The sequence below is a fragment of the Cytobacillus sp. genome, from assembly GCF_964223445.1.
In the GTDB taxonomy this organism is placed as follows: domain Bacteria; phylum Bacillota; class Bacilli; order Bacillales; family Cytobacillaceae; genus Cytobacillus.
Genome location: NZ_CAXQGS010000066.1, coordinates 15,106 through 40,880, shown reverse-complemented (window position 1 = coordinate 40,880; position 25,775 = coordinate 15,106). Strand labels below are relative to the sequence as shown.

General features: G+C 40.6%; 24 protein-coding genes and 1 pseudogene. 17 read left to right on the top strand and 8 right to left on the bottom strand.

Annotation, left to right across the window (positions count from 1 at the left end; translation table 11 throughout):
- Positions 1-248: 248 nt before the first annotated feature.
- Entirely contained in the window at positions 249-644 is a 396-nt protein-coding gene (locus ACEQ1T_RS12605) for a hypothetical protein (protein WP_206839354.1), read from the top strand.
- Positions 645-1,085: 441 nt separating this feature from the next.
- Here the strand turns inward: ACEQ1T_RS12605 and ACEQ1T_RS12600 are convergent, their stop codons facing one another.
- Positions 1,086-1,541 carry a TIGR02206 family membrane protein gene (locus ACEQ1T_RS12600; protein ID WP_370223185.1) on the bottom strand — a complete coding sequence of 152 codons (456 nt, stop codon included), beginning with the start codon at positions 1,539-1,541 and terminating at the stop codon, positions 1,086-1,088.
- Positions 1,542-1,816: 275 nt separating this feature from the next.
- Here ACEQ1T_RS12600 and ACEQ1T_RS12595 point away from each other — a divergent pair, with 275 nt between their 5' ends.
- The 7 genes from ACEQ1T_RS12595 to ACEQ1T_RS12565 all read left to right on the top strand — a co-directional run bounded on the left by ACEQ1T_RS12595 (position 1,817) and on the right by ACEQ1T_RS12565 (position 8,256).
- Positions 1,817-2,284: a flavodoxin gene (locus ACEQ1T_RS12595; protein WP_206839356.1), complete on the top strand. Its 468-nt coding sequence runs from the start codon at positions 1,817-1,819 to the stop codon at positions 2,282-2,284.
- Positions 2,277-3,164, top strand: a complete 888-nt coding sequence (locus ACEQ1T_RS12590; RefSeq protein ID WP_206839357.1) for a hypothetical protein — start codon at positions 2,277-2,279, stop codon at positions 3,162-3,164. The genes ACEQ1T_RS12595 and ACEQ1T_RS12590 overlap by 8 nt, the downstream gene beginning before the upstream one ends.
- Positions 3,165-3,179: 15 nt before the next feature.
- Positions 3,180-3,629 (top strand): flavodoxin, encoded by a 450-nt coding sequence (locus tag ACEQ1T_RS12585; protein WP_206839359.1) that lies wholly within the window; start codon positions 3,180-3,182, stop codon positions 3,627-3,629.
- Positions 3,630-3,663: 34 nt separating this feature from the next.
- The gene (locus ACEQ1T_RS12580) at positions 3,664-3,804 is read left to right on the top strand and encodes an FbpB family small basic protein (RefSeq protein ID WP_244671149.1); all 141 of its coding nucleotides are present in this window, start codon (positions 3,664-3,666) and stop codon (positions 3,802-3,804) included.
- A gap of 429 nt (positions 3,805-4,233) precedes the next feature.
- Positions 4,234-5,109, top strand: a complete 876-nt coding sequence (locus ACEQ1T_RS12575; RefSeq protein ID WP_370223184.1) for a GNAT family N-acetyltransferase — start codon at positions 4,234-4,236, stop codon at positions 5,107-5,109.
- 105 nt (positions 5,110-5,214) lie between these two features.
- Positions 5,215-7,455 (top strand): ATP-binding cassette domain-containing protein, encoded by a 2,241-nt coding sequence (locus tag ACEQ1T_RS12570; protein WP_370223183.1) that lies wholly within the window; start codon positions 5,215-5,217, stop codon positions 7,453-7,455.
- 81 nt (positions 7,456-7,536) lie between these two features.
- Positions 7,537-8,256 (top strand): GNAT family N-acetyltransferase, encoded by a 720-nt coding sequence (locus ACEQ1T_RS12565; RefSeq protein ID WP_370223182.1) that lies wholly within the window; start codon positions 7,537-7,539, stop codon positions 8,254-8,256.
- A gap of 237 nt (positions 8,257-8,493) precedes the next feature.
- Here ACEQ1T_RS12565 and ACEQ1T_RS12560 read toward each other — a convergent pair whose 3' ends face one another.
- Positions 8,494-9,675, bottom strand: coding sequence for an ROK family protein (locus ACEQ1T_RS12560; protein ID WP_370223181.1), 1,182 nt, complete (start codon positions 9,673-9,675; stop codon positions 8,494-8,496).
- Between the two features lie 181 nt (positions 9,676-9,856).
- Between ACEQ1T_RS12560 and xylA the strand changes: the two genes are divergently transcribed.
- The 4 genes and pseudogenes from xylA (at position 9,857) to xylE (ending at position 15,354) form a co-directional block, all read left to right on the top strand.
- Entirely contained in the window at positions 9,857-11,188 is a 1,332-nt protein-coding gene (gene xylA / locus ACEQ1T_RS12555) for a xylose isomerase (RefSeq protein ID WP_370223179.1), read from the top strand.
- A 107-nt stretch (positions 11,189-11,295) separates the two neighbouring features.
- Positions 11,296-12,798 carry a xylulokinase gene (gene xylB, locus ACEQ1T_RS12550; protein ID WP_206839363.1) on the top strand — a complete coding sequence of 501 codons (1,503 nt, stop codon included), beginning with the start codon at positions 11,296-11,298 and terminating at the stop codon, positions 12,796-12,798.
- A 21-nt stretch (positions 12,799-12,819) separates the two neighbouring features.
- Positions 12,820-13,857, top strand: a complete 1,038-nt coding sequence (locus ACEQ1T_RS12545; RefSeq protein WP_370223178.1) for an aldose epimerase family protein — start codon at positions 12,820-12,822, stop codon at positions 13,855-13,857.
- A gap of 96 nt (positions 13,858-13,953) precedes the next feature.
- Positions 13,954-15,354: pseudogene (gene xylE / locus ACEQ1T_RS12540) on the top strand (D-xylose transporter XylE).
- A 151-nt stretch (positions 15,355-15,505) separates the two neighbouring features.
- Here xylE and ACEQ1T_RS12535 read toward each other — a convergent pair.
- Genes ACEQ1T_RS12535 through ACEQ1T_RS12520 form a run of 4 tightly spaced genes read right to left on the bottom strand, consistent with a single transcriptional unit; the run spans position 15,506 to position 18,494 of the window.
- A complete protein-coding gene (locus tag ACEQ1T_RS12535) occupies positions 15,506-15,880 on the bottom strand; it encodes a metal-dependent transcriptional regulator (RefSeq protein WP_370223177.1) in 375 nt (124 codons plus the stop codon).
- 34 nt (positions 15,881-15,914) lie between these two features.
- Positions 15,915-16,856 carry a metal ABC transporter substrate-binding protein gene (locus tag ACEQ1T_RS12530; RefSeq protein ID WP_206839368.1) on the bottom strand — a complete coding sequence of 314 codons (942 nt, stop codon included), beginning with the start codon at positions 16,854-16,856 and terminating at the stop codon, positions 15,915-15,917.
- Between the two features lie 34 nt (positions 16,857-16,890).
- A complete protein-coding gene (locus tag ACEQ1T_RS12525) occupies positions 16,891-17,748 on the bottom strand; it encodes a metal ABC transporter permease (RefSeq protein WP_206839371.1) in 858 nt (285 codons plus the stop codon).
- On the bottom strand, positions 17,748-18,494 hold the full coding sequence (locus ACEQ1T_RS12520) for a metal ABC transporter ATP-binding protein (RefSeq protein ID WP_206839894.1): 747 nt from the start codon (positions 18,492-18,494) through the stop codon (positions 17,748-17,750). The genes ACEQ1T_RS12525 and ACEQ1T_RS12520 overlap by 1 nt, the downstream gene beginning before the upstream one ends.
- Positions 18,495-18,844: 350 nt before the next feature.
- Between ACEQ1T_RS12520 and ACEQ1T_RS12515 the strand changes: the two genes are divergently transcribed.
- The 4 genes from ACEQ1T_RS12515 (at position 18,845) to ACEQ1T_RS12500 (ending at position 23,422) form a co-directional block, all read left to right on the top strand.
- Entirely contained in the window at positions 18,845-19,423 is a 579-nt protein-coding gene (locus ACEQ1T_RS12515; protein WP_206839372.1) for a glycerol-3-phosphate acyltransferase, read from the top strand.
- Positions 19,424-19,426: 3 nt separating this feature from the next.
- Positions 19,427-21,037: a GNAT family N-acetyltransferase gene (locus tag ACEQ1T_RS12510; protein ID WP_370223176.1), complete on the top strand. Its 1,611-nt coding sequence runs from the start codon at positions 19,427-19,429 to the stop codon at positions 21,035-21,037.
- Positions 21,024-22,853, top strand: a complete 1,830-nt coding sequence (locus ACEQ1T_RS12505; protein ID WP_370223175.1) for an LTA synthase family protein — start codon at positions 21,024-21,026, stop codon at positions 22,851-22,853. Before ACEQ1T_RS12510 ends, ACEQ1T_RS12505 begins: the two co-directional genes overlap by 14 nt.
- Before the next feature lie 383 nt (positions 22,854-23,236).
- Positions 23,237-23,422: a hypothetical protein gene (locus ACEQ1T_RS12500; protein ID WP_206839930.1), complete on the top strand. Its 186-nt coding sequence runs from the start codon at positions 23,237-23,239 to the stop codon at positions 23,420-23,422.
- 67 nt (positions 23,423-23,489) lie between these two features.
- Here the strand turns inward: ACEQ1T_RS12500 and ACEQ1T_RS12495 are convergent, their stop codons facing one another.
- Positions 23,490-23,969 (bottom strand): DinB family protein, encoded by a 480-nt coding sequence (locus ACEQ1T_RS12495; protein ID WP_206839375.1) that lies wholly within the window; start codon positions 23,967-23,969, stop codon positions 23,490-23,492.
- 224 nt (positions 23,970-24,193) lie between these two features.
- Between ACEQ1T_RS12495 and ACEQ1T_RS12490 the strand changes: the two genes are divergently transcribed.
- The gene (locus ACEQ1T_RS12490) at positions 24,194-24,802 is read left to right on the top strand and encodes a hypothetical protein (RefSeq protein ID WP_370223174.1); all 609 of its coding nucleotides are present in this window, start codon (positions 24,194-24,196) and stop codon (positions 24,800-24,802) included.
- A gap of 10 nt (positions 24,803-24,812) precedes the next feature.
- On the opposite strand, the gene ACEQ1T_RS12485 is transcribed toward ACEQ1T_RS12490, so the two are convergent.
- Positions 24,813-25,691, bottom strand: a complete 879-nt coding sequence (locus ACEQ1T_RS12485) for a helix-turn-helix domain-containing protein (RefSeq protein WP_370223173.1) — start codon at positions 25,689-25,691, stop codon at positions 24,813-24,815.
- Positions 25,692-25,775: the final 84 nt, after the last annotated feature.

Here is a 25,775-nt window from a genome sequence, read left to right as displayed (position 1 = left end):
TTTCTTGACAATGATAATCATTTTCATTTAAAATTGATTTTATCAATGATAATCATTATCACTATATTCTATTTACATGATAGTAATCTAATCTGAGGGAGGGGTATAAGTCGATTGAACTTTACATTTGCTGCTGGTGCGGTTATATGGCGGATACGGATTCAGATGAAAATAACGATGCCCAATGCCCTTGCTGCGGTTTGGATTTTATCGAGGCAGCGGAATATGACATATAGGAGAGTTGAAAAATGAGTGGACTTTATATCGCAATAGAACATTTTGATCATCAAATCGATTGCTTTTGCCCTGATGCTGATCATGTGAATATACTGCATTTTCAAAAGGGGGATTTAATTGAGGTCACTCCTGAGCGGAAATATACAATGCTGGGATGGTATGCGCTTGTGGTGATTAATGGACAGCAGGCATTTTACTTGGCTGAAGAGGATATTGAAAGATATTTCATGAGTGAATTCATATCTTCACAGCTAGATATAGACCTGAAAATCAATTATCTGCAATATAAAATTGATCAGGATCTTGAAGCGGGGGACAAGGACTCTTTTGCAGAGAATAGCAGAAAGCTGCGCGAAACCTGCAGTCTGAAAGAGGAATTGGAATATTACATGGCCAAGGCCATCTAAAGTAAATAAAAAAACAATGAAGCTATCATGAGAGCGTTAGCTTTATGTTTTTCTCAATTGGATAGTCTATCATTGTATGTTCCTGACCGGGCGTTTTTTAAGAGGCCATCTAAGGAAAGCTGCTATCTCCTGGCAGCTTTTATTTTTGTCTAAAATCATCCCCATTCATTAAAAATGAGAACGTTCTTTGTGGCCTTTCTCCCATTTTCGCAAGATAAACCATGTAATTAAGCTCAGGATAATCAGTAAGCTCTCCAATGTGAAGATATACCATGGATAGTCACCCAATATGTCAAAGAAACTTGGGGTCTTAGGTTTATGACGCAAGAACCAATAATTTCCCTTCGTTTGATTGTTAATCAGAAGGATTGCAGGCAAAAGCAGATTGATAAAAACAATTAGTTTTATGACCGATCGGAATGATGGATAATATTTTCTGGCCTACAAAAAATATAAGGCCACCCATACAACCATCATGTGTGCATAAAAAAAGTGAAAAAAGCGAAAGTGAGGAAAGTCATATGTTAATGCTGGAGTAAGTATAGCCTGAGTAGCACCCAATATTGCAATAAAAATTAATAGTTCAAAAATATACTTTTTTCTAGTCAATAGTAAAAGGATACATAATATAAGTCCGATATTACACAATTCCAATGGCATGGACCGCCCCAATTTCCATACTCCATTCACTAACATCCATACGTGATTCAATATCTCGGCAAATATTAAGGAAATGGCCGATCCAACTTCAAGCCTTCTCCATCCATCACCATTCAGCTTTTTCCGGAATAGAAAAATGGCAGATGATACAAAAAAGAAGATTGCCAATGTAACAAGATGACTGGCTGAAAACATTTCAAAATGGAAAGACTTATGACTTTTGCCAAACCACTCCATCCGCACACACCCCAACTCTGTTTAATGAATCAGGCATAAGATGTGCATCTCCTATATTTTTTATACAGCTTTTCTGTACCTTCATCGATGAAGCATATTTGCAGCTGCCAGGTTGACTCCTTATGCGACGCATATTTCCACCCTTTGATTTTTTTATCATACCAATTAGGAAAAAGTTTACAAAATTAAATTGCCCATTGACATTGATAATCATTATCATTTATTATCAGTTTAACAATAAATGAAAATAGTTATCAATTAGGAGGCGAGATGAAATGAAGGCTTTCATTGGATATTTAAGTATGTCAGGAAATACGGAAGATATGGCTTCAATCCTGAAAGATGTTCTTGTATCTAAAGGATGTGAAGTGGATATGGAAAGCTTGGATTTGACAGAAATCCATAGTATCCTTGCCTATGATTTTATTTTCATTGGTGCTTATACATGGGGGGATGGGGATCTTCCTTATGAAGCTGAGGATTTTTTTGAAGAATTGAATGATCACGATTTAACAGGAAAACATGTTGCGTGCTTTGGCTCTGGGGATCATGCTTATCCAAAATTTTGTGCAGCAGTGGATACGCTTGCAGACAAATTAAGAGAAAGAGGAGCCAATGTTTTTCAGCAAAAGTTAAAGATAGAACTCAATCCGGAAACAGATGAGCAAATCCTTGAGTGTCAGCAATTTGCAGAAGCTGCCTATGAATGGACAGTGAAAAATGAGGAGATGGAACATGTTTGACAAAGGCTCCACTGCAGTTCTATCAACTCAGGATCTTCCTTTCATTGTAGCAGTTAAGCAGGCGGGCATTTATTCCTTTGAGGATGGAGACTGGCTCCTTCAGTATGGATTAACTCAAAATATATACAAACTTGTGCAATTAGGTCATTTCATATTCGGAATCGGAGACAATGGCACAATTATCCGATACGATCTGCAGCGAAAAAAGTGGAATCAAACCTCATTCCCGACTGCCCAGCGGCTGTGGGATATTACAGGAAACCGCAAGGGACTCATCGTAACCCATGGCGGCAGCTGCCTATACATATCAACTAATTTTGGTTCCGATTGGTCTGTTATTAGACCATTTCAAAATATGCCGCAAAAGCCCCTTATCCGATCTCTGCTATATCATCAGGGAATCCTTTATATTGGGACACAAATCAATTCCCAGAATGGAGGGTTATGGAGATATTATGTTAGAAAAGGGGAATTGCAGCTCATAAAAAAAGAAAAGCATTCGATGATTTCCTCTATTTATAGAGATGAAAATGACCTTCTTATCATTGCAAAAGGAAACGCCCGATCCGGTATGGGAACGATTGAGTTTCTGAATCCTTTTACAAAAAAATGGGATGTATGCCAGCAGCCTATATCAGAAAGAGCTTTCCTGGATATTTTTGAGGCAAATGAAAAAGTATATGCCACGACAAGTCAGGATGTAGACGGTTTTTCAAGAATCTATGAAGTCCATAAGAATAGCATGTCCCTGATTCCCATTGAAACCGTAGCTGGACATGGATTCAGAGGTGCAGGCTTTGAAGACCAGCTTTTTATCTGTTCACATAGAGAAAGTAAATGGATCAGCCACAGGTATAACACATCAGCACTAATTCATTGATAGGAGTGAAGAGGAATGAAAATTGGCGTATTTTATGCAAGTATGTCCGGGAACACAGAAGCAATTGCAGATATAATAGCGGGGGAACTGAAAGATCAAAATCATGATGTGGATTTAGAAGATTTTATGAGTGTTCAAAGTGCTTCCGAACTGCTAAACTATGATCTTACTTTTATTGGAATGTATACATGGGGAGACGGGGATTATCCGGATGAATGTCTGGATATAATTGAAGAAATCGAACAGCTTGATCTTGAAAAGCAACCCTTTGCCATCTTTGGATCAGGAGATACCTCCTATCCTGATTTTTGCGGCGCCCTTGATCAGCTTCAGAGAATTATAGAAGAACAGGGTGGAACAGTTGTCGGGAATCCCCTGAGAATAGAGTTCAACCCGGAACCGGAAGATGAAGAGATAATAAAAAAGTTTGTCTCTGAAGCCTTGATGTTAAAAGAAACCTGCTGAGTATATGGCAGCAAGCTTAGAAAGGATGGCGTTAATGAAAAAGAAAACATTTCATAAGCTCGTAGAAGAAAACATGAAAAATATCCTAAAAGATAAAGATCAATTGGAAGAAATATATCGGAGGATTGATGAAAATATTTTGATGGAGACAGAAAAAACAAAAGTAACTCAATAGGAATATCCAGGCAGGCTGGAAAAGAAGTATGCGTTTCTGCAATAGGCAGGGACGCATACTTTATGTCAGCAGCCAGTTGTCCACCATTTGGGCATTGTGAAAATGGCTGCTGTTTTAAAATTTCAAAAAAAATTCCCCCATGGGGAATGAAAGAACAACTCATTATTTTGATTTTTTCTCATTCGACTTTTCCTTTTGAAGCTTTTCTTTTTCAAGACGCTCCGCATCCTTCTTGAACGCCTCCATCGCTTTGTAAAAAAGGAGAGTCATCGTTTTTCACCTCCTTATCCTTTTACTTCGTTAATTTCTTCCATTTTCCTTTGGAATTTTTTCGATTGTTAAGATTTGGCAGGAATTATTGCATTTTAAGAGAATTCATTTTTCAAGGCAAGGTGTTTGAGGACAAAAAATAGTGAAGGTGTGTTTAACTTGGGCCATTCAGCAAAATTCACGGATAGAATGCTAAGCATTATAAAGAGTGCAGAAAAGGAAGCCCGTATGTCAGATTTTAATGTGATTCATCCTGTCCACCTGCTAATTGGGTGTCTGGAAGAAAGAGGAGGCGCATTGGGGGAAATATCTTTGAAATGCAATTTAAACCCAGGCTTGCTGAGCGGAGCAGTTCAAAATACGCAAAGATTAACGCAAAGTGAATTTTTCAGCATCCCAGTAACCGATGAGGTTATAGACATCTTTGATACAGCGATTGCTTTTATGCACAGATATAATCAGGTTTTTGTTAATGAAGGGCACTTACTTAAAGCATTACTTGCTGATTCCACCATTTCTGGCAGGCTATCTGAGGATATGAAAAAAACCATCTTAACCCTCGGAACGTCCTCCAGGGACATGATCACTCACCTTGGCAGCTATACTTTTCCTCAAATGAACACCCCTTTTGTCAGGAAAGTTCATCAAGGTGATGAGAGGGAGCTTGCAGACTTTATAGAGAAAAACTTTTCTAAAGAATGGGCACATACCATTCAGGGGGGATTTCAGAAGGAAAAGCCGTCAATCTATATCGCATGTGATGAAGAAGGAAGGATTATTGGCTTTGCAGCATTTGATGTATGCCAGAACAAAAAGGGATATTTCGGTCCTATGGGTGTAGTAAAAAACAGGAGGGTAAAAGGCATAGGAAATGCATTGCTTCATCACTGCTTAAAAGATATGAAAGAAATAGGATATGAATATCCATTATTGGAGGAGCAGGGCCAATTGAGTTTTATGAGAAAGCCTGCAGGGCTGTTGTCATTCCTTCTATATAATCAATCACCGGAAGAGTCGTTTTTCCCTAAAACTTAAAAATAATTATAGAATATTGTTGCAATTTGATTTCCACTATTGGTATGATTATTCTCCGCGCAAATTTCTTACATAAGAAAAGTGATATCAAAAGGAGCTGATTGTGTGAAGCAGGAATTCATTGAAATTTTCAATGCCAGAGTAAATAACCTGAAAAATATTGATCTGCAGATTCCAAAAGGAAAGATCACGATATTTACAGGTGTCTCCGGTTCAGGCAAATCGTCCATCGTTTTTGATACGATTGCCCAGGAGGCAGGCCGCCAGTTAAATGAGACGTACAGCAGTTTTCAGCGGCTTTTTCTTCCAAAATATAGCCGTCCGGAAGCAGATGAAATTAATAATCTTTCTACTGCCGTTGTAGTCGATCAAAAACGGCTCGGCGGAAATGCACGATCCACACTTGGAACCGCTACAGATATTAATCCTCTTCTTCGCCTGTTTTTCTCCCGGTTTGCAGAACCTCATATAGGTTACAGCAACGCATATTCATTTAATGATCCCAGCGGCATGTGCCCGAAATGTGAAGGGATTGGGAGAATTATTACGCTAAACCTTGATGCTGCTCTTGATAAGGAAAAAAGCTTAAATGAAGGAGCTATTCTGCTTCCGGGATTTGGACCTGGAACATGGCAATGGAAAGCGTATGCGGAATCCGGATTCTTCGATATTGATAAGAAAATAAATGAATATACAGAAGAAGAATTTAATAAGCTTGTCTATGCGGTGCCGCAAAAAGTAAAAGTGAGTTATATGAATAATGATATGAATGCAACCTATGAAGGCCTGGCAGTTAAATTTATGAGGCAGCATGTGAAGAGGGACAAAGAAACTTCAAAAACAGGAGAGAAGCTCCTGAAGAACTTCAGCACCATGACGAAATGTCCTTCCTGCGGAGGAAAACGGTACAATGAGAAGGTGCTTTCATCCACAATCAAAGGCTATTCCATCTATGACCTTACATCCATGCAATTGGATCAGCTAATTAATACTCTTCCAAAGATTACATCACCTGAAGCTAAGCCAATTGTTGACGGGATCATGGAACGATTGGAAAATCTATGTGATATTGGACTGGGCTATATGGATCTGACAAGGGAAACGCCAACACTATCGGGCGGTGAATCCCAAAGGGTGAAAATGGTAAAATATTTATCCAGTAACTTAACAGGCTTAATGTACATATTTGATGAACCAAGCACCGGACTGCATCCGCGGGATGTCTATCGGTTAAATGAATTGCTGGTTCGGCTGCGTGAAAGGGGCAATACCGTTTTAGTTGTCGAGCATGATCCAGACGTCATCCAAATAGCCGACCATATCGTTGATGTTGGGCCTCAAGCCGGAACACATGGGGGAGAGATTATGTATACCGGCAGTTATCAGGGTTTCTTATCTTCTGATACATTGACTGCCAATTATTTGAACCGCAGTGCAGAAATCAACGCCAATCCGAGACCGGTTTCCGAGTTAATGGAATGCAGGAAAAGCACTCTTCACAATTTGAAGAATGTGAGTCTTTCAGTTCCAAGAGGGGTTTTTACTGTTATTACAGGAGTAGCGGGTTCAGGGAAAAGCACACTTGTGAACGAAGTGTTTGCAAAAGATTTTCCTGAGGCAATCCGTATTGACCAAAGCCTGGTCCACGCCAACATACGGTCTAATCCGGCAACTTTCACTGGCATTATGAATTCGATTCGCAAATCTTTTTCAGATGCCAATGGAGTGGAGAGCGGATTATTCAGCTATAATTCGACCGGTGGGTGTCCGACATGCGGAGGCACCGGGACGGTCGAGATCAATTTATCTTTTATGGATACAATGGAAGTCGAATGCAGTGAATGTCATGGAAGCCGTTTTAGGCAGGACGTGCTTCAATACTTATATAAAGGCAAAAATATTGTTGAAATCATGGAGATGTCTATAGCGGACGCTGTGGAGTATTTTGATGCAAAAGACATTCAGAAAAAACTCAAAGCCCTGGAGACTGTCGGTCTTGGCTATTTGTCATTGGGACAGCCGCTGACCACCTTGTCAGGAGGCGAATGTCAAAGACTTAAGCTTGCAAAGGAACTGAATACTAAAGGAAACATTTATATACTTGATGAACCAACTACGGGATTGCATATGTCAGATGTCGCTAATATTCTGGACATCATTAATAAATTGGTGGAAAAGGGCAATACCGTTATAGTCATAGAACATAATCTGGATGTTATCCGAAAAAGTGATTGGATCGTTGATTTAGGTCCGGATGGAGGCGCTGGAGGCGGAGAAATCCTGTATGAAGGACCGCCGGCAGGAATTTTGGAATGTGAACGTTCGGTTACTGCACAGCATCTGTAATGGAATATGTAAAAGAGATCAAATGGCCATGGAATTTTTTCAATGGCCATTTTCTTTATCGCTTAAGTGGAGGTGATTACAATGGATAAACTATTAAAAGACCTGAAGGCAGCAGGTGTACACAGTATTAAAGGTGATTCAGAGATTATTCTGGAAATCTTTCAGGATGAACGAATAAGTCCCAATAAAGCAGATTATTTAATTAATAGGCTTCTTACCATGGATGAAAGCAGAATTGAAAAAGTAAAGCTTCAGTGCCCTCAAGCAATTTTGGATGAATTAATGGTTTCGCGAGGAAAAATGAAAGTGATTGGTGAGAGAGTTATTTTTAAAAAGCAGTTTGCAGAATCCAAGATTGAACAAGCCCCTCCTTATGAAGTTTGGCCGCTCCTTAACAATAGTTCCATTATTTTTTTATCTGAAGTTATGAATTTTACTTATGAACAAACTGAGAAATTTTTAAAGAGCATGAAAGCAGAGCTCCCTGAACAAGCAGATAATATGTTTACGGTTTATACAGTTCATTCAGAACCGGCTGGAGCCGTTTTTCCTCATTTAGAACCTGACCGGGACCGGGAAGGAAGGATGTTTTGGATCGGCATCCACCCTGATTTCAAGGGTAAAGGGTATGGTAAGAACCTGCATTTAATAGGACTTCATAGATTGCAGTATGAATATAAAGCTGAAAAATATCTCGGGGCAACAAGCGCTGATAATGCCGCCATGAGAAAGATTATGGAAGCAAATGGATGTACACAGGAGAGCAATTCTGTTTTTACCTTAGTGTATTCTTTTTCTTGATAATCAAGAATGATGTATGAAAAAGGCTCAGTCGTTTTCAGCAGGTATATATTCTGGTGGATGAAAAGTGTCATTGCTGCCTACTAAATAGTGGTTTCTTTCATAACTGTAAAAAAAAGGATTGATCAGGAATTAATTCAGGCTGGTTTGACACAATCAAGAAACATGAAAGAATGTCCCGCACATCCGGGACATTCTTTTCATCTTTCAACAATTTTCTTATAGGATACAGGCAGTCTATTTATTCAGGTTTTCCTGCAGATCCGAGTTCAGAAAGTTTTCTGTGGCATAAGCTGAAGCCCCAAGTGCTGTGGAGTAAATCGATAAATCTGCAAATGTAATGTTTACGTTTTCCTGATTAAATCTTAAGGAATGGGTCTCGACAACTTCCATAATCGAATCCAGTAATAAATCTTTGGCAATGGCTAAGCGATTTCCTATAATGATCTGCTCGGGATTAAATGTATTGATGATATTGTTTATGCCAATGCCGAGGCATCGGCCAATAAGCCGGAACAGATCCTTTACTTCCTCATCTTCTTCCGCCATTTCAACTAATGACTCCAGGTTCAGATCATCCCGTTTTAAATAGGATTGAATATTCTTTGCCTGGTTTAATAAAGCCTGTTCAGAAGCATACAATTCCCAGCAGCCTTTGCTGCCGCATCTGCATTCTTTTCCATCTATATCGATCACCATATGGCCCATTTCACCGGAGAAGCCTTCAGCGCCACGATAAAGGCTATTTTGTAAAATAAAGCCGACTCCTATGCCAATTCCAGCACTTACGTAGATGAGATTTTCAAAGTTTTTTCCGGCTCCGAAACGCTTTTCCCCGTATGCTCCGGCGTTCGCTTCATTGTCGATGATAACGGGAAGGTGAAACTCTGTCTCAATTTCTGCCTTCAAATGGATATCTGTCCAGCCCAGATTAGGTGCCAGCAGGATATTACTGCCTTCCTTATTTACGATTCCCGGCACTCCAATACCTATTCCGATCACACCATAGGGGCTCTCAGGGGTAGAGTCCAATAAGGATTGGATGACTTCTTTTATGACAAGAATGGTTTCTTCATATCTCATGCTATTCATATGCTTTAAATGTTCGCTCACAATATTGCCCGATAAATCAGTCATGACACCTAGAATATAGTTAACCCCTAAATCAATTCCAATCGCATAGCCTGCTTTTTCATTAAAGAGCAGCATCACAGGGCGACGTCCTCCGCTCGATTTGCCTGGTCCCGTTTCGGAACAGATTTTTTCTTCAATCAGCTCGTTGACTAAAGAGGAAACAGTACCTTTAGTCAGTCCCAAATGCTGTGCGATATCAGCCCGTGAGATAGGGGATTGGTCGATGATCGTCTGCAGAACGCGTGATTTGTTTTTCATTTTTACCAGCTGCTGATTCCAAGTCATTATCTTTCTCCTCAAATCCTCAATTTCTTTGTCTATTACAATCATATTCCATTTATACCATAATTAAAAATAAAAATAAAACTTAGTTCATTCAATAGACAAACTAAGTTCAAGGTGGTAAAATCGATTTGTAATCAAATGAAAGCGATAACAAATGAAAAGAGAAGATGGAGGAATGAACATGAACTACTTTAATAATGTGAGCGGAGTAAAATACGAAGGTCCAGATTCTAATAATCCATTAGCTTTTAAATATTATAATCCTGAAGAAATGATCAACGGCAGAAAGATGGAAGACCTTCTCCGTTTTGCAGTGTCTTACTGGCATACATTTACGGCGGAAGGCACTGATCCTTTCGGAGATGGAACGATGATCCGTTCCTATGACAGATTTTCCGGAATGGATTTGGCCAAGGCGCGTGTAGAAGCTTCTTTTGAATTCTATGAAAAACTGAACGTCCCGTTTTTCTGCTTCCATGATGCTGATATTTCGCCTGAAGGGGATTCATTAAGAGAAACGTTTAAGAACTTAGATGAAATTACGGCCATGATTAAGGAATACATGAAATCCAGCAAAACAAAGCTATTATGGAATACCGCTAATATGTTTTCACATCCGCGCTGGCTGCACGGTGCGGCGACAGCACCTAATGCTGATGTATTTGCCTATGCTGCTGCAAAAGTGAAAAAGGGACTTGAGATCGGCAAGGAGCTGGGTGCTGAGAACTATGTGTTCTGGGGCGGCCGCGAAGGATACGAAACACTGCTGAATACGAACATGAAGCTTGAACTTGATAATCTTGCACGCTTCTTCCATATGGCAATCGATTATGCGAAGGAAATTGGGTTTGACGCACAATTCCTAATCGAGCCAAAGCCGAAGGAGCCTACCAAACATCAATATGATTTTGATGTGGCAACCAGTTTATCATTCTTGCAATCTTACGGCTTAAAAGACTACTTTAAATTCAATATTGAAGCAAACCACGCGACACTTGCCGGCCATACTTTTGAGCATGAATTGCACACAGCACGCATAAATGGAATGCTTGGTTCTGTGGATGCCAACCAGGGAGATACCCTGCTGGGATGGGATACGGACGAATTCCCGACAGACATCTATTCTACAGCACTGGCAATGGTAGAAATTCTTAAAAATAACGGGCTTGGAACAGGCGGCCTTAACTTTGATGCCAAAGTACGAAGAGGATCATTTGACCCTGAGGACCTGTTTTATGCTCATATTGCAGGAATGGACACATTTGCGGTTGGCGCAAAAGTTGCACAGCGTTTAATTGAAGATAAAGTATTAGACAACTTTGTTGCTGACAGGTACAGCAGCTATACAGAAGGCATCGGACTTGAAATCGTTGAAGGAAAGGCAGACTTCCATAAGCTTGAAAAGCATGCCCTTCAGCTTGAAAAGATTGAAAACAAATCAGGAAGACAGGAACAGCTAAAAGCTGTCTTAAATAAATACATTCTCGAAGCCTATGCGAGTGTAGAAGCGTAAGAGATCAATATAAAAAGATTAAATGTACTGGGAATACAAAAGTGTCCCAGTACATTTTTAAAAAGTAAAGCTTAGCATACATTCCATTATCTAAAGGATGATCAATCATGAAATATGTAATCGGGATTGACCTTGGCACGAGCTCGGTAAAAGTTTTATTAATGAATCAAAAGGGAGAAGTATGCAGCGAAGTTTCCAGGTCTTATCCGCTCATTCATGAAAAGTCGGGTTATAGTGAACAGGACCCTGCTGAATGGGTTGATAAAACAGTGGCTGCTCTTAAAGAACTTACAGAGCAGTTTGATGGAAGTGCGGAAGACATACAGGGAATCAGTTTTTCTGGCCAAATGCACGGCCTGGTCCTTCTGGATGAAGAGAATAAGGTTCTGCGCAATGCAATTCTGTGGAATGATACCCGCACGACAGAGCAGTGTAAACAGATCTATGACATGGCTGGGGAGAGCCGTCTGCTTGAAATCACAAAGAATCCGGCACTGGAAGGCTTCACTTTACCAAAGTTGCTTTGGGTGAAGCAATATGAGCCGGAAGTTTTTGAAAAAGCGGCTGTATTTATGCTCCCTAAAGATTATCTTCGCTTTAAACTGACTGGAAGGATTCATAGTGAATATAGTGATGCAGCGGGCACTTTGCTGCTGAATGCCGGCCGGAAAATGTGGAGTGAAGAGATATGCGGGCTAACCGGGATTGATGTGAATATCTGTCCGCCTTTAGTTGAGTCCCATGAATGTGTAGGGACGTTAAAGCCTGAGATTGCTGAGAAGACGGGATTATCTTCTTTAACGAAGGTATTTGCAGGAGGGGCTGACAATGCCTGCGGTGCGATCGGTTCAGGTATTCTGTCCGAAGGCAAAACATTATGCAGTATTGGCACTTCCGGAGTCGTTTTATCCTATGAAGAACAAAATGACAAGGATTTTCAGGGGAAAGTCCATTATTTTAATCATGGTGAAGAAAATGCCTATTATACAATGGGTGTCACCCTGGCAGCAGGACATAGTTTGAGCTGGTTTAAAGATACGTTTGCAGAAATGGAATCATTCGACTCCTTGCTGGCTGAAATGAGCGAGGTTCCGATTGGATCGAACGGCCTTTTGTTTACACCCTATTTAGCCGGTGAGCGCACGCCATATGCAGATTCGCAAATTCGGGGAAGCTTTATCGGCATGGACTCCTCACATAACCGAATTGACTTTGTACGATCAGTTATTGAAGGAATTACCTTTTCTTTAAATGAATCGATTGAAATATTCAGGGAAAGCGGCAAGCTTGTCGATACCATCATTTCAATCGGCGGAGGAGCCAAAAGTGATGCCTGGCTGCAAATCCAGGCCGATATCTTCAATAGCACCATTGTAAAGCTTTCAAGTGAACAGGGACCTGCTGTAGGTGCGGCTATGCTGGCGGCATACGGATGCCAATGGTATGAATCTCTGGAAGCCTGTGCCGATGACTTCATAACTTATGAGAAGACGTATACACCCATCCCTGAAAACGTAAAGAAATATCAGGAGCTTTACCAGTTATACAAAGAAGTTTATGCGCAAACCAGGAAGCTGAATGAGGGTTTGGCCGGTTTTAGGAAAAAGTAAGCTGACTTGAGGGAGATCGACATGAACATAACTGAAAGCATCTTTGGCGAATGGAACGGACACAAGGTTAAATCCTATACAATCAGCAATGATCATGGAATGAACGTATCGTGTATCGACTACGGGGGAATCATTACCGGGATATCTGTCCCCGATCGTGAAGGAAATAGAGAGAATGTGATCCTGGGGTACGACACACTTGAAGAATATACAAATCATTCACCATTCTTCGGTGCTATTATCGGAAGGGTGGCCGGAAGGATAGCAGGATCGGCTTTCACTCTTGATGGAGCTGCTTACCAGCTGCCAAAAAATGATGGCGAACACCATCTGCATGGTGGTACAGGCGGTTTTCACAATGTCATTTGGGACTCGGCCGCCGAAAAGGGCATGAATGAGGCGAATATCAGGTTCTCCTATATAAGCCCGGATGGGGAAGAGGGGTATCCTGGGACACTTGAGGTAACGGTAAACTATACACTGAACAATGAGAATGAACTGGTCATTAGTTATGAAGCGATATCTGATAAAAAAACGATTATCAATCTGACAAACCATACTTATTTTAACCTGAGCGGGGACTTGAAGAGCGACATTCTTGAGCACGAGGTGACCATGCAAAGTGATCACTTTCTGGAGCTTGATGAAACATTGATTCCTACTGGGGAATTCATACATGTTGAAAATACACCTTTTGATTTCAGAGCAGGGAAGAAAATCAAAGAAGGCGTAAAGTCCGGCCATCAGCAGAACATGCTTGCGGGCGGAGGATATGATCATCCATTTCTATTAAATACAGGTGAAATGACTGTAGTGGATTCTGCAAGCGGGCGAAAACTGACAGTGGAAACGGATAGGCCGAGTGTTGTTTTATATACAGCGAACATGCTGGGAAATGAATTTCAAATTAGAGGGGTTCAGTCAAAAAGGCATTTGGGGCTGTGTCTCGAAACTCAATGTCCGCCTGATGCTGTTCATCACGAAAACTTTCCTTCTATTGTCCTGGAGAAAAATGAGGTCTTCAAAACAAAAACCAGCTTCAAGTTTCTCATTGTTTAAACATTTCTACTAGAAAGGAGTAAAGATAGATTTGAATTATAGTAATGTAAAAATTGTAAGCGCTCTATTCTGGTTCAAATCTGTCTTTTACAAACTATGAAACAGAATCGGAACTCTCTATATATTGGTTCACTTACATTGGTTGCTGCGATAGGCGGTTTGCTTTTCGGATATGATACAGCTGTAATTTCCGGAGCTGAAAAGTCACTGGAAATCTATTTGATCGATAGTTTGGGATTAGGATCGCTGGCTCATGGGGCTACAACCTCCAGTGCATTAATTGGCTGTATCATTGGCGGTTAAATATCCGGTTATTTTGCGTCAAGGTTTGGGCGGAAAAAATCGCTGATTGCTGCGGCTGTATTATTTTTCTTATCTGCCTTAGGCTCCGCTTTTCCTGAATTTTTATTTTTCAATAAAGGGGAACCGACCATCTCGTTATTATTGACGTTTAATCTTTATCGCATCATTGGCGGAATTGGGGTTGGGCTGGCGTCAGCCATTGTTCCCATGTATATCGGCGAAATTGCACCTGCCGATATCCGCGGACGCCTGGTTTCATTCAATCAGTTTATGATCATTTTCGGGATGCTTGTCGTGTACTTTGTAAACTGGGGCATTGCCAGCGGCCGTCCATTGGAATGGATCAATGATGTTGGCTGGAGGTACATGTTTGCTTCGGAAGCCATTCCGGCCCTTGCCTTTGGTCTGCTGCTGCTCCTTGTTCCGGAGACACCCCGATACCTGGCCATTAAAAATCATGATGATAAAGCTTTAGCAGTGCTTACGAAAATTAATGGTGCAAGAGAGGCTAAAACGATCCAGGGTGAAATCAAAAAATCGGTAGCAGCCTCAGCCAATGTTCCAGCAGAAAAGCTGTTTGCATACGGAAAATTAGTGATTGTGATAGGAATTCTGCTGTCTGTATTCCAGCAATTTGTCGGAATCAACGTTGCTTTGTATTATGCACCGCGAATTTTCGAAAGCATGGGAGCAGCAAAGGATGCCTCGATGCTGCAGACGATTGTTATGGGTGTCATAAATGTCATCTTTACAGTTGTGGCCATTTTAACTGTAGATAAATGGGGGCGCAAGCCATTATTGATCACAGGTTCCATTGGCATGGCGATCGGGATGTTTGGTGTTGCAGGAATGGCTTTTTCCAATTTAATCGGAATGGGAACGTTAATTTTTATTATCGTTTACACAGCGTCTTTCATGATGTCATGGGGGCCGATCTGCTGGGTATTGATCTCGGAAATTTTCCCGAACAAAATCCGCGGACAGGCAGTTGCGGTAGCTGTTGCTGCACAATGGGCTGCAAACTATTTCATTTCATCGACTTATCCGATGATGATGGAATTCAGCGGCGGCTTAACTTACGGCTTCTATGGACTGATGAGTGTTCTTTCAGCCACTTTTGTATGGAAGTTCGTACCTGAAACGAAAGGGAAAACTCTTGAGAACATGGAGAGTATTTGGAAAAAAACTGCCTAATGGAGTCCTTTGGCAGTTTTCTATTAAACAATGAAAAAGACTGTCCCTTCTGAATGTGATATTCAGTAGGGACAGTCTTTTTTCTGCTAGATGCTGCTTATATCATTTTCTTCACTAGGGCAAAAAAACGCTTGAATGTTCATGGAACATCTCAAGCGTTTTTCTTATGATCTTCTATAAAGCTCTTAATTTTATAAACCACTTCCGTTCCAATATGCATTTCAACTTCTCTAACTTTCTTCGGGATCAGTTTCTCTTCAACCCCAATTATTTGATAAAACTCTATTAAAACCTGATGATCCTGAAATAGGTTTTTGCCAATTTCTAAACCTTGTTCTGTCAGTTTGACAGTTCCATAGGGCTGAAAATGAATGTAACCGTCTGATTTTAGCTTTCCGGCCATTTTAGATGCAGCTGAAACGGTGACTCTCAATACCTTTGCAATGCCGGAGATGGTCGCATGCCCATGTGCTTCCTGTAATAGATAAATCTCGAGAAGATATCTCTTTGAACTAATGGGGATCACATGATTCACCTGCTTGCTGGAATTGTGAACTTTATTACCTGGTCAAGCCTTCTTTAATGGTTTTAATATTCCATTCCATCATCGAGATGTACGTATCTCCGTCTTCACCCGGCTTTGCCAGAGAGTCTGTAAACACTTTTCCCATGATTGGAACATTGGTTTCATCGGATACAGCTTCCATGCTTCTTGCATCAATGCTTGTTTCCAGGAATAGTCCTGTAATTGCTTTTTCATTAATAATATCCACAATTCTTGTAATTTGCTCCGGTGTTCCCTGGTTTTCCTGATTGATTTCCCAGATGTATTCTGCCTGGAATCCGTAGGCTTCGCTGAAATATTTAAAAGCACCCTCACTTGTTACGAGAACACGTTCGTTTTCTGGAATTTCATTAAATTGTTCCACCGCTTTATCATGCAGCTCCTGAAGCTTTGCAATATATTCTTCCGCGTTTTTTTCGTAAACCTCTTTGTTGTCCGGGTCTGCTTTGATAAGTCCATCTCTGGCATTTTCCGCGTATTTGATCCCATTTCTAATGTCCAGCCATGCATGGGGGTCTTCTTCACTTTCTTTGCCCTTTGTGGTTAGGTGCATGGCATCAACGCCTTTGCTCATCAGAAAGACTGGCGCATCTTCACCGTCTTTTCCGGCAGTTTCCATCAGCTTATTGAACCATGAGTTGCCTGCTTCCAGATTCAGCCCGTTGTAAAATACAGCGTCTGCATCGGTTGTTTTTTGCACATCTTCAGGAAGCGGGTCATATTCGTGGGGATTGGAACCAATGGGCGCTAAACTATGAATCTCAACCAAATCCCCGCCTACATTTTTAACAATGTCATACACAATCGAATAGGTAGTGACAACTTGAATTTTTCCATCTTCATTTGCTGATGTGCTGCTTTTTCCGCTGCTGCAGGCAGACAGGAATAACACAGAAAGAAGGGATGCAGCTAATAATAGAAAGCCTTTTTTAATCATAGTCTTACCTCCTGAAAATTTGATTTTATGAAAATTAAACTAATGAAGCTCTCTTTTTCTTTACTTTCAGCGTTTTCCATATTAGCCCATGCTTTGGCGAGAATAGGAAAACGAGAATGAAAATAGCAGTGGATGATATGACGATCGTTGCTCCTGAAGCTAAGTTGTAGGTGAAGCTAAAGTAAAGTCCCACGATGGATGAAATCACACCAATGCCAGAGGCAAGGAAAATCATCATCCACAGCCGCTCGGTTAAGAGATAAGCTGCCGCTGCAGGGGTGATCAGCATGGCAACAACCAGGACGATACCAACAGTCTGGAGGGAAGCAACGGTCACCATTGTCAAGAGAGTCATTAGGAAATAATGAATGAAACGAACTGGCAGTCCGTAAGCGGCTCCCATTGTTTCATCAAACGATGTGACCAATAATTCTTTGTAAAAGAGGTATACAGCCACCAATACAACCAGGCTGATGCCTAGTGTGATCCACATGTCTGATAATCTTACTGCCAGTACATTGCCAAATAAAATATGGTATAGATCTGTACTGCTTTTTAACATGGTAATAATAATGATTCCTGAAGCAAATGCCGCTGTAAACATAATTCCAATCGAGGTATCATGCTTAATCCGGCTGTTTTGGGATACAAAACCAATGGCGATAGCTGTAATCACGCCGCTTATGACTGCGCCAAAGAAGAAGTTAATTCCCAGCATATATGAAATAGCCACTCCCGGAAGAACAGCATGTGATATGGCATCTCCCATGAGAGCCATTCCTCTCAGGATGATAAAGCACCCGATGACTCCACAGATAATTCCAACCATAACCGAGGTTAATAACGCTTTTTGCAGAAATCCATATTGCATGACCGCTTCAATAAAAGCCATTATAACGACACCCCAATCTCATTCATAAAAGCAAAATGCCCCTTGTATGCTTTTGCAATTACTTCAGGTTTAAACACTTCTTCAACGGTCCCAAAACTGATCAATTCCTTATTTAGGAGAATTAGCTGATTGAAATAATCATTTGCTTTACTTAAATCATGGTGTACGACAATCACTGTTTTTCCCTGTCTGCAGAGCTCCTTCAAAATGTTCACAATAGTTTCCTCGCTGGATACATCAACTCCAACAAATGGCTCATCCAGAAAGAACAAATCCGCTTTTTGGGCTAGTGCTCTCGCAAGAAAAACTCTCTGCTGCTGGCCGCCTGACAGTTCCCCGATCTGCCTTCTGCTGAACTCCTGCATCCCAACTCGCTGAAGACATTCCATGGCCCACTCTTTATCCTTTTTCTTTGGACGGCGGAACAGTTTTAAATGGGGGTAGGTCCCAATAAGAACCGCATCCAGCACAGTGATGGGGAAATCCCAGTCAATGTCATTCCTTTGCGGGACATAGGCGATACTTTTGCGTACTTCAGCAATGGGTTTTCCCAGCACTTTTACTGCCCCTTTATCTTTTGGTATGAGATTTAGCATTGCCTTTAAAAAAGTCGATTTTCCTGCGCCGTTCGGCCCGATAATTCCTACCAGATTTCCTGTATTAACAGAAAGGCTGACTCCTGTCACCGCTTCATTTCCGAAATAGGAAACATGCAAATCCTCTATGCTGATTGCTGGATCCTTCATCATTTTATCCCCCTTTATTTCCCATATTTAAATTAACCCAAATTAATTGTTTATGTGCAATTATACGTCACATGGACAAGATTTATGGTTTTGTTAAAAAGTTTTGCCTTAATGCAAATTATATGCGATTGCTAAACAATGTCAACACTAAATAATTATTTTTACAGAAAGTTTAATGTTGGCAATAAAATAGGAGAATTATGAAATCAGGCTCTGGCATTCAATTTGATTAATGGTAAAATTAGGGGTGTTATACTATCTGTAGCAGATTATAGATTGTAATTTTGCAAATATATGAAACTTTTTACCCTTTTTGATCGTTTAATTAGTATAAGGCGGGATAGGTGCTTATGATCGATGATGTGTGGACAGCCCTGATGGTTATGATCTTTTCCTACGCATTGGGAAGCGTAACCGGGGCTTATTATGTGGTTAAATACATAGCAAAAGAGGATATAAGAAAAAAGGGGAGCGGGAATGTAGGTGCTACCAATGCAGGCAGAGCTATCGGCAAGAAGGGGTTCCTGCTCACAATAGCAATAGATGCTGTAAAGGCATGGGCCGCTTTATATGTAACTGGACTTATGTTTGAAGGTGAGGGTTTATTAATCCTTAGCGCAGTTTGTGTGCTTATTGGCCATTTATTTCCCATTCAGCTGGGCTTTCACGGGGGAAAAGGAGTGGTGGTCTACTTGGCTTCCGCTTTGTTTTTGGAGCCCATGACAATAGCGATAATGGCTATCACGATGGGAATTGCCTATGCAGTTCTCCGGAAGTATACACGATCAGGTTTTATCGCCATGGCTTCGATTCCCATAACAGCCTGGGTGATTGGTGATTCATTCATCATTTCTGCAGGTCTTTTGCTTCTGCTTTTGATTGTTCTCATTTCCCATACCCATTTCATCATGCCTAAACATAGGAGGTAAACTGTGAATATTATCTGCAAAATCGCAACCGAACCTGATGAATTAGAACAAATTCATCAGCTGAACTACCAGACATTTGTGGAAGAAATTCCTCAGCATAAGCAAAATGAAGATCAGCATTTAATCGATAAATTTCATGAAGAAAATACATATGTCATTGCCAAGTCTGGCGAGGAAGTTGCCGGAATGATCGCGATCCGCGCCAAAAGGCCATTTTCGCTTGATTATAAACTTCCTAATCTCGAAGAATACTTGCCAGTTAAGGGAGAATTTTGTGAGATCCGCTTGCTGTCAGTCAAAAAAGAGTATCGCAGCACCCGTGTTTTTTATCAGCTTTGTGAAAGGCTTGTAGAGCTTTGCCTTGAAAAAAATTATACGATGGCGCTTATATCCGGCACAGTCACACAGCTGAAATTGTATAAGCGGATGGGGTTTCTGCCTTTTGGTCCTCTGACAGGAGAGGAAGGAGCCCGGTTTCAGCCCATGTATTTAACAAAAGAGAATTTCGAACGTTCAACGAAAGCCTTTGAACGCTTAATGGCCAGAAATTCAGCACCTGCCGATCAGCATTCATTTTTGCCGGGTCCTGTGCCCATTCATGCAAAAGTGAAAAGGGCTTTTTCCAAAGAAGCCGTATCTCATCGCAATCTTGATTTTATACTCGGTTTGAAAGACTTGCGTTCTCAATTATGCAAGATAACAAATGCCTCTCATGCAGAAGTTGTTGTTGGCACAGGAACACTTTCCAATGATCTGGTGGCAGCACAGCTGAAAAACATGGAGGGGGATGGGCTGATCCTGGCCAATGGCGAATTTGGCTTTCGTCTAATTGATCATGCAAGAAGGTTTCAATTATCTTTTCAAACCATTGAAAAAGAGTGGAATGAACCGATTACCCGCGAAGAAATAGCCTGCATGCTGAAAGAAAACCCCTCTATAAAATGGGTATGGACGGTGCATTGTGAAACGTCAACCGGGTATGTATTCGATATCAGCGGCATTCAGGAGCTATGCGGGGAGCATGATGCCGAGCTTTGTGTGGATGCTTGCAGCACGGCCGGTATTTTGCCGATGAACCTTAAGAATATTTATTTTGCATCGACCGTCAGCGGAAAGGGATTTGGTTCCTATCCGGGTCTGGCAATCGTATTCCATCGTGACAAGATTAATGGCAACAGCGCAGTTCCAAGATATCTGGACTTAAAGATGTACGAAGAAAATCAAAGCATTCCATACACCCATTCTTCCAATCTGGTCAGCGCATTAAAGGAGAGTATAAAGCTGATAGATTATGAGAAATTAAATCAATTGGCTGGAAAAGCAAGGAAGAAGCTGGAAGACAGCGGTTTTTCCGTTCTTGGAGACGACGATTATTCCCCTGGCATCCTGACGATCTGTCTGCCGCAGAGCAATTCCAGCAGGGAGTTTGGAGACGCATGCAAACAGAAAGGAATTCTCCTAAGCTATGAAAGCAGGTACCTGCTTGATAGAAATTGGGTTCAGGTGGCTCTTATGGGGGCGCAGGATGAGCAGAAGGTCATGTCATCCCTCGAAATAATGACAGGTATTTTAGAAAAAAAAAATGAAAAGCGGTATGATTATGAAGTTATTTAAAAGCCTTTCACCCATATGGTTTGCCGTCATTTTAATCTGGATTAAAACGATCATTGTTTCCTTTATCGGATTTAATCTGCATCCGGAGAACTGGACTGATATTTTATTTATGCTTTTGAGCCCGATTGGGGCCATAATGGCCATTCTTGGAGTTAATATTTATTTTAAGCGGAAGGTGAAACCGGCAGCCATATGTTCAACGATGGTGATTTTGACGGGCATTCTTTTCGGGGATTTGCTTTATTATCGATTTTATACTGATTTTGTAACCGTACCGATTCTTTTTCAGTTTAAAAATGTGGGAGGGATTGGACCGAGCACACTTGAATTGATTAGCCCATGGGATCTTTTATTATTTGCTGATCTGGCCGTTTTTTGGCTTTTCTATATAAAACGGAAGCCTGTACATGAGCAAATCACAGCTAAATCAAAAAGATTTTACACGGCTGTCAGTGTGTTTTTTGTATTGATGACCATCATTCTCGGCATGGTGAAAGTGCCTCATTTATTTTCGGAATCATATAATCGCCAGCAGCTTGTTAAGCATATTGGCTTGTATCAGTATCATCTTTATGATATTGGCATCGCTGCATCATATCCGCTCAATCGCGCTTTTGCCAGTCCGTCCGACGCAGAAGCCTCAGCGGAGTATGTCCAATCACAAGAAGATAAGCCATCCGATTACTTTGGTGCGGCAAAAGGGATGAATGTCGTTCTCATCAGTATGGAGTCCACACAGAACTTTGTTATTAATCAGAAGGTGAATGGCCAGGAAATAACGCCATTCCTTAATTCACTGATTGAAGACAGCTTTTATTTCAGCAGTGTCTATGATCAGACAGCACAGGGGAAAACGTCCGACTCGGAATTCATGATCGATACAGGTCTTTATCCGTTATCGAGCGGATCGGCGTTTGTCAGAAAAACGGAAAACGCTTATCGAAGCCTGCCGCATATTCTATCTGATGAGAAGTATTACTCAGCCGTTTTCCATGGGAATGACGCTTCGTTCTGGAATCGGGAGGCCATGTATGATTCTCTGGGGTATAATCGTTATTTTTCAAAAGCCGATTATTTGGTCACAGAAGAGAACTCAGTGAACTACGGCATAAAGGACATCCCATTTTTCCAGCAGTCCATTCAGCATCTGGAAAAACTGCAAAAGCCTTTCTATGCCAGGTTTATCACATTGACAAACCATTTCCCATTTTTGCTGGAGGAGGACGATCAGTTCATTTCTGAAGCCAGCACCAGTGAAATGGTCGTCAACCGCTATGTGACAACCGTTAGATACCAGGATGAAGCCATTAAAACATTCTTCCAGGACTTAAAAGCAAGCGGACTCTATGAAAATACAATGTTTGTATTGTACGGCGACCATTATGGCATCTCGGACAAATACGAACATGGCGTTCTGGAGCTGCTGGGGCAGGAAGATACCATTGTTAACCGCATGCAGCTGCAGAGTGTGCCGCTGATTATTCATGTGCCGGGAGTGGAAGGCAAAACGTTTTCGAACATTGGCGGGGAAGTCGATATCAGGGCAACAATCCTTCATCTGCTCGGCATTAGTGCTGAGGATAACTTCAGCTTCGGGCAAAACCTTTTTACAAGGGATCCTCATCATCCAGTTATTTTCCGGGATGGAAGCTTTATGTCTAAAGACTATTTTTACAAAGCCGGTAAATGCTTTAAAAGCGAATCGGAGGAAGAAACAGACATTAATAGCTGTGAACCACTGATGGATATCTCGAGAAAAGAGCTTGGGCTGTCTGATGACATTGTTCATGGGGATTTGATGAGGTTTATGGAATAAAATAGTGAATAAAGAGAGGATTGCATGGAATCCGTTTTTTAACGCTATGAGAAGTGATTAGTATTACTGGTATTTTAGGAAATGTATGATTCATTAAAGTGAATTCGCGTAATAATATTAAGGTGGTTCCAGCTATTTGCTGGAACCATTTTCTATGCAGTTTCGCGAAAAAACTTCATATGCTTTTTTTACTTAATTGATTCTACGGTAAGAATATTGTGGGGTTTTTTTAAGAAAGAACTGAGCCACACAAGAGGATTTTCTAATTCAAAAAAATGAATCTTTCCCTTATTAAAAAATAGATATCTTCATCAGGGTGCTAATACAAGCATTCTTTCAAAGAATGCATATTTTAATGTAAATGGGACAAGGAGGTGATTTAGATGTCATGTGGAAGAAGAAGATTTGATGATGTAGCAGGTGCATTTGATCGTGATGACAGAAGAAGAGAAATTGAAGTTGATAATGTATTAATCCGTGCGAATAGGGTTATTGTTGTCGAGGATGATAGAAAAGATCGCAGAAGAAGTGATGATGATAGAAGACGCAGAAATAGGTGTCCATGGTAAACTGAATTTAAAGGTTTGATTAAAGACTGTTGAGAATTTTCTTTCTCAACAGTCTTTTCATAGATATTTAGTCCAGCATAGAAGAAATGGATCGATAGATGCGTTTGATTGTTTCCATATGCATCGCTTCATGATAAAATCCAAACAGAAATGCCTCTCCAGTTGTGTGAAAAGTTATTCCGCCGCGGTTTGTAAATGGTCTGGGCAGTTTTTGATGAAGACGTCCATGAAGAAATGTCTGTATTCTGGGTTTTTGTTCAGATAAGACAGATGAAATTTCATCAAATGAAGGCGGTGTTTCGGTCCAATCTGCAGGCTTTGTTCCAGCGCCAAATAACCGTTCATAGTTCAGCGGGACGTTCATTTCTTCACCGGATATTCCAAATACCAGCTTTTCCTGCACAAATGCAATGTGACCGAAATTCCAGCGGATACTATTGTTGAATCCTTCGGGAATGATATCAGATTTTTCTTCAGGAATACTTTTGATCGATTTTTCAGTTATGCCCCGCACTGTTTCCATATGGTGAAAAATAGTCTGTTCCAAATAAACTCACCCTCCATATTCATGCTCACTGCATAAAGTTCTAGACTTCCACTTCATTTTCCTACATTTATATTTATTTTTATCTAAAAGTGCTATGAATGAAAATTATTCCATTAGCCATAAGTCTCAAGCCCTAGAAGCATATACAGCGCTGGCTTCTTAATCTATAGACCGTGTTTCTTTATTATAAAAATATAATCATAATTTTGATAAGGAGATACGTTATGTCTAATCAAAAAATCTATATACTCCTTACGGATACCGGAACGTTATTTACCCGGCTTATTAAGCTTTACACAAGAAAGCCGTATAATCATGCATCTATCTCACTTGATCCTGAATTAAAAGAAGTATACAGTTTTGGCAGAAAAACGGCGAAAAATCCATTCATAGGCGGTTTTGTTAAAGAAAATATCCGGGGAGAATTTTTTTGTGACTCAAGATGTACGATCATTAGCTGTTCTGTTACAGATGCACAGCAGAATAAGCTTAAAGCATTCATAAATAAGATAGAAACTGAAAAAGACAATTACGGCTATAATCTGCTGGGGCTTTTTGCAATCATGTTTAATAAACAGCTCTCAAGAAATAATGCTTTTTTCTGCTCACAATTTGTAGCAACTGTCCTGCAGAGGTGTGAAATTGTTCATTTTACTAAACCGCCGTCGCTGATTATACCGCATGAGTTTATGGAAATGGAAGATTTCCATGTTGTATATCAGGGAAACCTGAAAGAGTATTTTTTGAATATAGACAGCCGGACATTAGAAATAAACACATATATTTCAGCCCCCGGGCAGGAACAGTTCGGACAATCAATGGCCATTTCCTGATGTGCTGCAATTAATTTCGATTCTTTTTATACGCTAAAGGTGTCATATTCATAGACTTGCGGAATTTTTCTATAAAGTAACTGCTGCTGTTGAATCCTACTTTAAAAGCAACTTCTGTGACATTGGAGTCTCTTTCTTGCAGCAGGGGGAGACTTTTTTGGATGCGATAATGAATCAAGTAGTTAATGGGTGTCGTCTTTAAGATTTTTTTAAAGTATCTGCAGCATTCGGAATTGTTCAGCCTGCCAGCTTTGGCGATATCAGCAAGCGTGACTTTTTCAGCGAAATGCTGATGGATCCAATTCAGCATTTCCTTCATCCGCTTATGTTTTTCCACTTCAGTCTGGCTGTATTCCAATTGGAATCCGTTTCTGATTAACTGCTGCCAAATGAATGTCAGCAGACTGGTTATGTTAATCTCGTAAAATGGAGAATTGTCATTAATTAATTTCTTGATTTCCATCATGCTTTCTAATATGCTTTTTCCCCAATCCTCGCTGGGTTTCAGGATGATGTATGGGAGATTTGTTGCTGATATATATGGAAAAATATAGCTGCTGTATAATTCCTCTGGAAGCAGGAAATGAGGGGAGACATTTAAACAAATATATACGCAATCTCCGCTAACATCCTCGGCCGAATGGAGACATCCGCTATTGATGAAAATGCCCTCACCTTCTTTAACCGCCAATTTCTCCTCATTTATATGGACCATAGCATCGCCTTTTACTGACAGGATAAATTGAATCTCCTCATGCCAGTGCAAAGGGATTTTACCTTGTATATTATCTGCAATCTTCGTTTCGTAGCAGGCGACAGGCAGCACCACTGTCCTGTGGCTGGTAAGCTCTTGCAGGCTTTCATCCACTTTAAAATCTTTAATCTGCAAAATGCCACCTCAATATAGTTATATTTTTTTATTGTATTTAGCTATTTTTATCACAGCATTTGGCTTATTATAACACTATTATTA